Origin of the sequence: Rhizobium sp. CG5 (assembly GCF_023701945.1) — a bacterium.
In the GTDB taxonomy this organism is placed as follows: Bacteria; Pseudomonadota; Alphaproteobacteria; order Rhizobiales; family Rhizobiaceae; genus Allorhizobium.
Map to the genome: position 1 here is coordinate 181,008 of NZ_JABAEF010000008.1, position 11,797 is coordinate 192,804.

The 11,797-nt window shown below is 63.9% G+C and carries 6 protein-coding genes; 4 read left to right on the forward strand and 2 right to left on the reverse strand.

The features are described from left to right. The first annotated feature begins 331 nt into the window (after window positions 1-331). A complete protein-coding gene (locus tag HGO38_RS15225; protein ID WP_250956745.1) occupies window positions 332-5,380 on the forward strand; it encodes a putative Ig domain-containing protein in 5,049 nt (1,682 codons plus the stop codon). Between the two features lie 269 nt (window positions 5,381-5,649). Further along, on the forward strand, window positions 5,650-6,816 hold the full coding sequence (locus HGO38_RS15230) for an AI-2E family transporter (protein ID WP_250956847.1): 1,167 nt from the start codon (window positions 5,650-5,652) through the stop codon (window positions 6,814-6,816). A gap of 37 nt (window positions 6,817-6,853) precedes the next feature. On the opposite strand, the gene HGO38_RS15235 is transcribed toward HGO38_RS15230, so the two are convergent. Continuing rightward, window positions 6,854-8,581 (reverse strand): ABC transporter ATP-binding protein, encoded by a 1,728-nt coding sequence (locus tag HGO38_RS15235; RefSeq protein WP_250956746.1) that lies wholly within the window; start codon window positions 8,579-8,581, stop codon window positions 6,854-6,856. A 267-nt stretch (window positions 8,582-8,848) separates the two neighbouring features. Here HGO38_RS15235 and HGO38_RS15240 point away from each other — a divergent pair, with 267 nt between their 5' ends. Then, window positions 8,849-9,982 (forward strand): esterase-like activity of phytase family protein, encoded by a 1,134-nt coding sequence (locus HGO38_RS15240; RefSeq protein ID WP_250956747.1) that lies wholly within the window; start codon window positions 8,849-8,851, stop codon window positions 9,980-9,982. Window positions 9,983-10,178: 196 nt separating this feature from the next. Continuing rightward, window positions 10,179-10,631, forward strand: a complete 453-nt coding sequence (locus HGO38_RS15245; protein ID WP_250956748.1) for a hypothetical protein — start codon at window positions 10,179-10,181, stop codon at window positions 10,629-10,631. 24 nt (window positions 10,632-10,655) lie between these two features. Here HGO38_RS15245 and HGO38_RS15250 read toward each other — a convergent pair whose 3' ends face one another. After that, the gene (locus HGO38_RS15250; RefSeq protein ID WP_250956749.1) at window positions 10,656-11,792 is read right to left on the reverse strand and encodes a DUF2336 domain-containing protein; all 1,137 of its coding nucleotides are present in this window, start codon (window positions 11,790-11,792) and stop codon (window positions 10,656-10,658) included. Window positions 11,793-11,797 lie beyond the last annotated feature (5 nt).

Consider the following 11,797-nt stretch of genomic DNA (forward strand, 5'->3'; position numbering starts at 1 on the left):
GGTTAGCCTCACTCGCTCCACTGGCTGCCGAGGCTGGCCGCCGCCTGGGGCGCCGAGCATTGCCTCCCCCTGACCTTCTGCGATAGAAGTCAACGGTGTTCTCTACGTGCTCCGTCGCTATCAAAGTGTGCGGATGCAAAGAGCCCACATTTGGCCTCTAGGATTTCCTTTCGACCCAGTATTGGCCGATCAGAATTACCCCACCTCACGCTAGACGTCGTTCGGAATGACGCGCCACCGCTGGTCTGATCAGCGGTCCATGCCCCTGCGAGCAAAACTAGCTATGCCATTGATGAAATTTAATCGAATTCAAAAATTCGCGGTTTGTGCGATGCTTGCGCTTTGGACCATCGCCTACGTTTCATCCTCACCTGCCGCGGCGGCAGATCTCTACTACACCATCTACTATGGCGACACCGTCAGGATCCCCGTCAACAGTTACGGTCAAAATGCTGTCGGATATGATCATACCAGCACTGTCGGTCTGATCGAACCGGTATACGATCTGACTTTCGACGTGACGTACACGCCTCGAAACGGCTTTGTCGGAACGGACGTCTTCACCTACACGGCCTATAGCGACGCGTGGGTGGCCGTCGGCACGGATACGATCCATATCACCGTGAAGCCAAAGATAACGTTCTCTTCATCAACCTTGCCAAACGCGAAGCAGGGAGAGGCTTACAGCCAGTCGGTGACGGCGTCTTTCAATGCTGGATCGCAGAGTGTCACATATTGGGTCAGCGCCGGCACGCTGCCGGCAGGCCTCAGCTTAGACACTCAAAGCGGGACAATCTCCGGGATACCATCGGCAAGCGGAACCTCATACTTTCAGTTCCACGCAGCGAACGGAGATGGCTACAGCGCGCTGCAATCAATGACGATCGCTGTCGGCCCGCACATCGACGACGTCACCGCAACCGTCGCGGCCAACAGCAGCAGCAACGCCATCGGCGTGACGGTGTCCGGCACGGAATCGCTGACCGCGGTTTCGACGCCGAGCCATGGCTCGGCCAGCATCAGCGGCGCGACGCTGAGCTATACGCCGACGTCAGGCTATTCCGGTACCGACAGCTTCACCTATACCGTGACCGACAGCGCGTCAGGCCTTTCCGACAGCGCCACCGTTTCCCTCACGGTGACGGCCCCCACCCTGTCGATCGCGCCGTCCAGTTTGCCCGACGGGACCGCCGGGACCACCTATAGCCAGACGCTGTCGGCAACCAGCGGCACCTCGCCTTACAGCTATGCCGTGACGTCCGGCGCCCTGCCCGACGGCTTGTCGCTATCGTCCTCGGGCGCGATCTCGGGCACGCCGACAAGCGCAGGAAGCGAATCCCTGACCGTCACGGCAACCGACGCCTATGGCGCGACCGGCAGCCAGGCCTATACGCTGGCCATTGCCATAGCGGCGCCCGTCGCCAGCAATAGCAACGCCACCGTGGCGGCAAACAGCAGCAGCAACACGATCGCGCTCAGCCTGTCCGGCGGCACGACCGCCAGCGTCACCGTCGCCTCGGCGCCCTCCCATGGCACGGCAACCGCCAGCGGCACCTCGATCACCTATACGCCGACATCCGGCTATTCCGGCACGGACAGCTTTACCTACACGGCGAGCAACGCGACCGGAGATTCCACGGCGACGGTTTCCCTCACCGTGACGGCACCCGTGGTGACCGTGACGCCCACGACGTTATCCGACGGAACCGTCGGCGTCGCCTATAGCCAGACGCTGTCGGCCAGCAATGGCACCGCGCCCTATTCCTATTCGCTCTACAGCGGCACTTTACCGCCCGGCCTGACCCTGTCGTCGGCGGGCATTTTATCGGGCACACCGACAACGCAGGGAACCTATTCGTTCGTCCTGGGTGTCACGGACCAGTATGGCGCCTGGGGTGCGCCGGCCTATACCGCTGCGATCGCCATCGCAGCCCCGGTCGCCGATGATGTCAGCGCGACCGTCGATGCAAACAGCGGCGACAACTCGATCACGCTCGACCTGTCCGGCGGAACGGCCAGCAGCGTCGCCGTCGCCTCGGCGCCCTCCCATGGCACGGCGACGGCCAGCGGCACCGCGATCACCTATACGCCGACGTCAGGCTATTCCGGTACCGACAGCTTCACCTATACGGCAAGCAACGCGAGCGGCGATTCCACGGCCACCGTTTCGATCACCGTGACGGCCCCCCCCCTGTCGGTCGCGCCGTCCAGTTTGCCCGACGGAACCGCCGGCGTCGGCTATAGCCAGACGCTGTCGGCGAGCAACGGCACCGCGCCCTATTCCTATTCGCTCTCCAGCGGAACCTTGCCCCCCGGCCTGATCCTGTCTTCCGCAGGTGTTTTGTCGGGCAGCCCGACAACGCAGGGAACCTATTCGTTCGTCCTCGGTGTCACCGACCGGTATGGCGCCCAGGGCGCGCCGGCCTATTCCGTCGCCATTGCCGTTGCCGCGCCGGTCGCCAGCGATGTCAGCGCCACCGTGGCGGCAAACAGCAGCGACAACACGATCACGCTCGACCTGTCCGGCGGAACGGCCAGCAGCGTCACCATCGCCTCGGCACCGTCCCATGGCACGGCGACGGCGAGCGGCACTGCGATCACCTATACGCCGACATCCGGCTATTCCGGCACCGACAGCTTCACCTATACCGCGACCAATGCCACGGACACCTCGAGTGCCGCGACCGTATCGATCACCGTCAGCGAGCCGACGCTCACCCTCAGTCCGACCACCCTGGCGGACGGAACGGTCGGGACGGCCTATAGCAGCTCGCTGAGCAGCGCGAATGGCACCGCGCCCTATCGCTACGCCGTCACCTCCGGGGCCCTGCCCGATGGCCTGACCCTGACGTCGGCCGGCCTCCTGTCCGGCACGCCGACCGAAGACGGCACGTTTTCCTTCACGCTGACCTCGACAGACGCGTACGGCGCCATCGGCAGCCAGGCCTACAGTGTCGCCATGGCCGTGCAGGCCCCGGCAGCAGCGGCGGTCAGTGCCACCGTGGCCGCCAACTCCACCGACAATGCCATCACGCTGTCGCTGGGCGGCGGTACGGCTTCCAGCGTCACCATCGCTTCGGCACCCTCCCATGGCACGGCGACCGCCAGCGGCACCGCGATCACCTATACGCCGACACCAGGCTATTCCGGCACCGACAGCTTCACCTATAGCGCGACCAATGCCACGGGCACGTCGAGTGCCGCGACCGTGTCGATCACGGTCAGCGAGCCGACGCTCACCATTCGTCCAACCACCCTGTCGGGCGGAACGGTCGGGACGGCCTATAGCGTATCGCTCAGCAGCGCCAACGGCACCGCACCCTATCGCTACTCCGTCACCTCCGGCGCCCTGCCCGATGGGCTGACCCTGTCGTCTGCCGGCCTCCTGTCCGGCACGCCGACAGAAGACGGCAGCTTTTCCTTCACGCTGACCACGACGGATACCTATGGCGCCATCGGCAGCCGGGCCTATAGCGTCGCCGTGGCCGTGCAGGCCCCGACACCGGCTGCGGTCAGCGCCACCGTGGCGGCCAACTCGTCCGACAATGCCATCACCCTGTCGTTGGGCGGCGGGACCGCGGCCAGCGTCGCGATCGCCTCGGCGCCCTCCCATGGCTTAGCGACCGCCAGCGGCACCGCGATCACCTATACGCCGACATCAGGCTATTCCGGCACCGACAGCTTCACCTATACCGCGACCAATGCCACGGGCACGTCGAGCGCCGCGACCGTGTCGATCACCGTCACTGCGCCGACGCTCACCATCAGCCCGGCGGGCCCGTTTTCCTTGAAGACCGGACAGACCTTCTCTCAAGCCTTTTCCGCCAGTGGAGGCACCGCCCCCTACAGCTTCAGCGTCTCCGGCACGCTGCCCAGCGGCCTGACCTTCAAGGCCAGCAGCGCCGAGCTCTCCGGCACCCCGCTCGCTGTCGGCAGTTCCGAGTTCAATCTCACGGCGACCGACACGTTCGGCGCGACGACGACCATTTCGGTCAGCCTCGACATCGAGACCGGTGTCAGCACCCCGTCACCCAAGACCGTCACCGTCAGCACCGGCGGCGCCACGACTGTCAGCCTGACCGATGGCGCCAGCGGCGGTCCGTTTACCGGCGCGAATCTGGTCGCCCTGTCGCCGGCCTCGGCCGGCACCGCGATCATCACGCTCGGCGATACCGCCGCCAGTACAAGCGATGGCGCCTTCGGCGCCGCCTACGCGGCTGGCAATTACACGCTCAAATTCACGCCCAAGCCCGGCTATACCGGGACCGCGGTCGCCACCTATACCCTTTCCAGCGCACTCGGCACGTCAGATCCCGGAACGATCACCTTTGCCGTTGCCGCCCGCGACGACCTTACGACCGATGCCGACGTCGTCGGCCTGGTCACAGCGCAGGCATCGGCCGCCAGACGGCTGGCGGAAGGGCAGATCGATACCGTTACCGATCACCTGCGCGCGTTGCGCGGCAAGAGCTGCCTGGAAAACAGCCTGGGCCTATCGCTGAGCGACGGCCACGACGGCGATGCCCCGGTCAGCGCCTCGACGAGCTGCTCGCCATTCGCCGGCGGCAACCTCGCCTTCTGGATCGCCGGCTCCGCCAGCTTTGGCGACGAGAGCGGCCAATACAGTATCGAACAGGCCATGGGGTCATTTTCGGCGGGGCTCGACTACCGCGTCACCGACAAGATCGTCGCCGGCCTCAGCCTCGGCTTTGGCCGCGACTACAGCGATATCGGCACGAATGGCACCGAAAGCCGTAACGACGCGCTGAGCGCCACCGCCTATGCCCTCTACCAGCCGGGCAATGGCTTCTACATCGACGCGCTGGCCGGAGCCGGCCTGCTCGACTTCAGTTCGCTCAGAGTAACCTCCGGCGGCGCGCAGGCCGAAGCCGATCGCGAGGGCCACCAGGTCTATCTGTCGCTCGGCCTCGGCTACGACTGGAAGGCTGACGGCTGGCTGATCTCGCCCCATGGCCGCATCAGTGCATCGCGCTCGATCCTCGACGCGGTGAGCGAAACCGGCGCAGATTGGGAAAACATCGCCTACGGCGAGCAGCAAATCGACAGCCTGAAGGCGACGCTCGGCCTGACCGTCTCGCACGACATTCGGCTCGAAGACATGGTTCTGACACCCGAGCTCACCCTCGATTTCTCCCACGCCTTGCAGGAGGACGATGACATCGCTGTGTCCTATGCCGATGGCGGCGGCGCTTATGTCATCGACGGAACCAGCGGCCGCACCAACTCGATGTCCACGGTGTTCGCGCTGAAGCTGGCGACCGTGAAGGGCGCCGCCCTGACCGGCCGCTATGGCGCGACCTTTGACGGCGACGGCCTGCGATCGCAGCGTTTCGGCCTCGATCTTGGCGGCAGGTTCTGAACGACGACAGCAACACGCTTGCGGCCAACCGGCCGATCGAGGAGCTAACCCGGCACCCTGCAGGCGCCGCGGCCGTTGCGGCGAATATGACAGAACAAATATAGCAGCTGCCGTTTCCAGATTGGAATTGCGCTGGCGCGCCAGGGATACTATCTCATGGTCTCCAACGGCCGGCGCTTGCGTTGGATCCGCGAAATCGTTCATAGTCTTGGCTGTGCAAACAGGAAGTATTCATCGTGCGAAAAAAAGAGGATCGCAGTTCCCCGGACATGCCGCGCTGGCTGGGGCCGGTCGCTCCGAGCCGGACGGCGCTCGTCACGCCGATTTCCGCCGCACGTTGGCTGATGTTTCTGATCGCCGTTGCCGCGATCTATTTCTTTCACGGGTTCATCGTGCCGGTTCTGGCGGCGCTGGTCATCGCCTTTGCCAGCTGGCCGCTCTATCGCAAGCTGCTGGCCAATGTCGGCGGCAATAAAACCATCGGCGCGACCCTTGCGATCCTGCTGATCCTCGCCTTCCTGGTCGTACCAATCGGCATTGCGGCGACCTATACCGTCGGTGAATTGCGGGTGCTGATCGGCTGGGCGATCGAGGCCAACCGATCCGGATCGCCGCCGCCGGACTGGATCGTGGCGCTGCCCAAGGTCGGGGTCTGGCTCGGGCAACAATGGGATCGGCATATCGGCTTGCCTGGCGCCATCGGCGAGCTCGTGCAACTGGTCAGCGGCGCCAATATCGGCAATATCTACCGGGCGGTGATCGCCGCCGGTGACGGGGCCTTCCATCTGCTGCTCACCATGCTGTTCATGCTGATTGCGCTGTTTTTCGTCTATCGCGACGGTGCGTCGTTTGCCCGGCAGCTCGACCTTCTGGGCGAACGCATCCTGCCCCTGCGCTGGGAGCGCATGTCGCGGGTGGTGCCGGCGACCATCAGCTCGACGGTGACCGGCATGACGCTGATCGCCATCGGCGAGGGCTTCATTCTGGGCATTGCCTATTGGCTGGCCGGCGTGCCATCGCCGGTGACGCTGGGCGTGCTGACCGGTGTCATGGCGCTGGTGCCGGGTGGTGCACCGCTGTCGTTTACCCTTGTCAGCGGCTATCTGCTGGCGCGGGGCTCCTATATCGCCGGCTTTGGCCTGTTCATCTGGGGCACGGTCGAACTGTTCATCGTCGACAAGACGGTGCGGCCGCGGCTGGTCGGCGGACCGATCAAGCTGCCGTTCCTGCCGACCTTTTTCGGGCTGGTCGGCGGCGTCAAGACCATGGGCTTCCTCGGCCTGTTCATCGGCCCCGTCCTGATGGCGCTGATCGTGGCGATCTGGCGCGAATGGATGCGGGAAGTCGAGCTTGCCGATGTGCCGGAACCGGCCGTGCCGGCGCCTCCGCCGATCCCCGACGAGCCACCGGTGGCCAAGAAAATGTCATCCGCGTAAAGCTAGGTCGGCGTCCGGCCAAGCCGGAACGCCACCGTCATTCCGCCGCCTGGATGCCGAACTGGGCGTCATAGAGCCGGCTGTAAGGGCCCTTGGCGGCAATCAGTTCCTGATGGGCGCCGACTTCGGCAATGCCGGTCTCGTCGACCACGACGATCCGCGCTGCGTCGCGGATGGTGGCCAGGCGATGGGCGATGATCAGCGTCGTGCGGCCCTTGGCAAGCTCGCTCAGCGATTGCTGGATGGCCCGCTCGGTTTCCGTGTCGAGCGCCGAGGTCGCTTCGTCGAGGATCAGGATCGGCGGGTTCTTCAGGAACATGCGGGCGATCGCCAAACGCTGCTTCTGGCCGCCGGACAGTTTGACGCCGCGCTCGCCGATCACCGTATCGAGGCCCTCGGGCATGGCAGCGATCACGCCGTCCAGCTTGGCGCGGCGGGCCGCCTGCATCACATCCGCGTCGCTGGCGCCGAGCTTTCCATAGGCGATGTTTTCGCGCACCGTGCCGCCGAACAGGAAGACGTCCTGCTGGACGATGCCGATCTGGCTGCGCAGCGAGGCAAGCGTCATGTGGCGAATATCGATGCCGTCGACGGAGATCGCGCCACCCTGCACATCGTAAAAACGCGGCAGTAGCGAACAGAGCGTCGTCTTGCCGGCCCCGGAAGGACCGACAAAGGCCACCGTTTCGCCGGCACGGATCTCCAGATCGATATGACGCAGGACGAGCTTGCTGTCGCTATAGCCGAAGCTGACATCGCGATAGGCGATATCGCCTTTGAGCGGCGGCGCGGCAATGGCATCGGCGGCATCGGCGATATCGGGCGCCGTGTCCATCAGCTCGGTAAAGCGGCGGAAGCCGGCAATGCCCTTCGGATAGGTCTCGATCACCGAATTGATCTTTTCGACCGGCCGGAAGAAGACGCCGACCAGCAGCAGGAAGCTGACGAAGCCGCCATTGGTCAGTTCGCCGGACAGGACGAAATAGCAGCCGGCGATCATGACGATCATCTGGATCAGCCGCATGCTCATGTAGCTGAGCGAGGTGCTGGCGGCCATGATGCGATAGGCGGCGAGCTTGGTCAGCCGATAATTCTGGTTGTCGGTCTCGAACAGCGAGCGCTCATGGTCCTCGTTGGCAAAGGCCTGGACGACGCGCATGCCGCCGACATTTTCCTCGATGCGGGCGTTGAAGTCGCCGACGCGACCGTAGAGCGCCCGAAAATTGTCGGTCATGCGGCTACCATAGCGGCTGGTGACCCAGGCCGTCAGCGGCACGACGATGGCGGTCAGCACGGCCAGCTGCCAGTTGATCGACAGCATCAGCAGGAAGGCGCCGATGAAGGTCATGATGGCGATGAACAGGTCTTCCGGCCCGTGATGGGCGACCTCGCCGATCTCTTCCAGATCCTTGGTCAGCCGACCGACCAGATGGCCGGTTTTCTCGTTGTCGAAATAGCGGAACGACAGTTTCTGCACATGGCTGAAGGCCATGCGGCGCAAATCGGTTTCGATATTGATGCCGAGCATATGACCCCAATAGGTGACCGTCGCCATCAGGCCGGTATTGATGCAGTAGATTGCCAAAAGCCCGATCGAGGCAGCAATGATCACCGCCCATTCTCCCCCCGGCAGCAGATCGTCGACGAAAAGCTTGACGGCCATCGGGAAGCCGAGCTCCAGCAATCCGGAGATCACGGCACAGGTAAAATCGAGAATGAAAAGCCCTCGGTAAGGACGATAATGGGCAAAAAACCGCCTGAGCATGGCTATCTGACTTTCTGCGCTTTGGCTGTGCCCTGTCTTGAGCACTGAGCGGCCGGCGCTCTATCAACAAACTTGTCGCTTCGTCTCATATTTCGGCCGATGGGCCAAGACCCGCCGGACACATTGAGACCTCGGTTGTCACCGATTCGACAAGGAACGGTAATACCAGCGACAAGAAAAAGGGGCAGGAATGGCGATGGGGACGGTTTGGTGCGGTCACGCCGCCCGATCGCCTTGCCGATGTCATTCCCACTCTGAGAGAGAGCCATGTTGAGATTGCCGCTTTCCGCCACTGCCCTTTCCCTGATCATCGCCGTCGCTCCGGCCAGTGCGCTGGAGGCAGGCAAAAGCGTCGACCTGCCCTGCCCATTTGGTGACTGCCGGGCGGGCATGGCGCTTGCCTATCTCGGCGAGTTTTCCATCCCGACCGGCGAGATGGTCGATGGGATCGAGTTCGGCGGCATTTCAGGCCTCGATTTCGACGCCTCGACCGGCCGCTATATCGCGATCAGCGACGATCGTTCCGAAAAGGGTCCGGCCCGCTTCTATGAGCTGGCCATCGATGCGGATGCCACCGGCATCAGAGGCGTCACCGTGGCCAAAACAGTCGTGCTCAAGGACAAGAACGGCGAGGCCTTTGCCGCCAAGACGGTGGATCCGGAATCGCTGCGCATCAGTGCCGAGGGTCTGCTTTGGTCCAGCGAAGGCGATGCCAAGGCCGGCATAGCGCCTTTCGTCCGTCTGGCCAGCCGGGATGGCGCCTTCCTGCGGGAGTTCAAGCTGCCGGAGGGCTTTGCGCCGACCGCCGACAAGACCAGCGGCATCCGCAACAACAATGCGTTTGAGAGCATGGCCCTGCTGCCCTCCGGCGACCTGCTGGTGGCGCTGGAAGCGGCTCTCTATCAGGACGGTCCCGCAGCGACGTTGCTGTCCGGCAGTCTCGCCCGCATTATCCGTAACGATGTGAAATCCGGTGAGCCGACGGCACAATATGTCTATCCCGTATCTCCCATTCCCCAGGCTCCGGCCAAGGAAAACGGCTGGAACGACAACGGTCTGCCGGAAATGCTGGCCCTCGACGATCACCGCCTGCTGGCCGTCGAGCGAGGCTTTGCCGAGGATTTCGGCAGCTCGATCAAACTGTTCATGGCGGATCTCGATGGCGCGACGGACGTCTCCTCCATTCCGTCGCTAGCCAGCACCGACAAACACGTCGTGCCGTTGCGCAAGAGCGAGTTGCTCGATTTGCGTGCCGTCGGCCTGATCCCCGACAATATCGAGGCACTGACCTTTGCCAAGGGCACAGACGGCACGGACCTGCTGATCCTTGCCTCCGACAACAATTTCAATGCCAGTCAGAAGACCCAGTTCTACGCCTTTCGGGTTTTGAAACGGCCTTAGCCGAACGTTTGGATCGTCGTGCCCACGGTGAGTGCGCGGGCACGACGATCATCTCCGGCCTCGAAGGGGTGGCCAATTCCGAAATTGTGGAGGCTATTGCGGGAAGCTCCCGAATAGGACTGGTTTTCGCCTTGCTGCTGCTCAATTGTTGGCGATAACAACAATGTGACCGTTCCTCGTTGCGAAGGCTTCCCCGATGAATACTGCGCTGATCATGATGACCATCCTTGGCTGCGACGACAGTGTCAGCCAGTGTCACTTCATTGCCAAACCCGAGCAGCACTATGTCTCCGTCGAACTCTGCGACGCGGCATCCGAAAAGGTGCTGGAGCGGTATTCCAACGTCAATTATCCGATGGTCGTGGCGGTCTGCCAGCCTCCGGACGCCAAAGACGGGTTACAGGCCGCAGCCGCGCCGAAGCAAGCCGACAAAGAGCCGGAGCTTGCAGCGCCGGCCACAGCTTTGCCCGAAGCGCCGATCCCGGAAGCGCCGATCCCGGAAGAGACCAAGCGGAACTTTGCGGCCAGAGCCGTGTCGCGCATCCGCGAGGCGCTGCCCGGCACATCCGATATCCGCATGGTGTTTGAAACGCCGGTGCATGTCATTGCCGACAGCTATTCCTGGGTCGCCAAGAAACTGACGCAGTAAGTCCCCCGACGGTCGGCTACCGCCTCAGGCGGCGGCCAGGGCCAGGCCGCTGGCATAATCACGCGCCTTGCGGCGCTGCTCGTCCATTTCGAGAGCCTCGACCAGGTCGAGAAGTCCGGTCGCGGCCGTGCTCTGTTCGATTCGACGGCTTCGCTCCAGCAGCCGCGCCGAAATGCTCTCCAGTTCCACATCGACGGCGGACTGAACCGCCTGGCGCCACAGCAGGACGGCTTCGACGAAGATGGTGCTGATGGCGCGATCAAGGCCCGCCGATTCGATCAGGGCGCGAACGGCATGCTGGCGGCCGGTGGCGAGGATCGAGCGGACGCGGCGCTCGTCGAGACCCGAGAGCGACGTGACCGCACAGGCAAAGAAATCCGCCTTGCCGAGACACAGGATGCGCATCAGGAAGGCCGGCGTCAGGCGGCCGGCCAGGCGCAGATGGTCGACCAGCGCCGGAATGTCCGCGTATGGAACGTTGCTGACGATGAGTGCCGTCGCGGCGGCATCGGCTTCGCGGGTGACACGCTGGATGCGACGGCTGCCGATGGCGGCCTGAACGAGATGGGAGCCAGACAAAGCGGCCGTGGCATGCTGGACCAGAAGATGGCGCGCATCGGCGGGCAGATCATCGCGCTCGATCAGTGCGCCGCGGATACCGTCGTCGCCACCCAGCCGTTCGGCAATACGCTTCAGGGAAAAGCGAGAGATGGCGGCGCTTTCGTTTTCGAGCAACACGGCAATCTCCGGCACATCGCCGATCTCGGCAAGGGCGGCAGCCACGGCGCGCGACAAGCCGCGGCGGGCGGCGATCAGCGAGCGGGCGCAGACATCGCCGCGGCCGGCCAGATCGACCAGATCCGAATCGGTCAGGACCGGCGAGCGCAGGATGACGGCACAGGCGATCTCGGTCTGATCCTGGGCGAGCGACACCAGAAGCGGACGCGGAGCGGCGGGCGAATCGGCCAATGCTTCGGCCAGCGCCAGGCGGACGCGCGGCGACGGATCATCGAGCAGATAGGTCATCGCCACATAGGCGGCACGGCGCTCATCGTCGGCCATGGACGACGCGAGATAGGCGCGGCCCAGCGCATTGGCGGCTTTCGCGCGCTCGACCGTCTTTGCCGTTTCCGCCCAACGAAGAAAAGCCTGTACTATCACTGTCA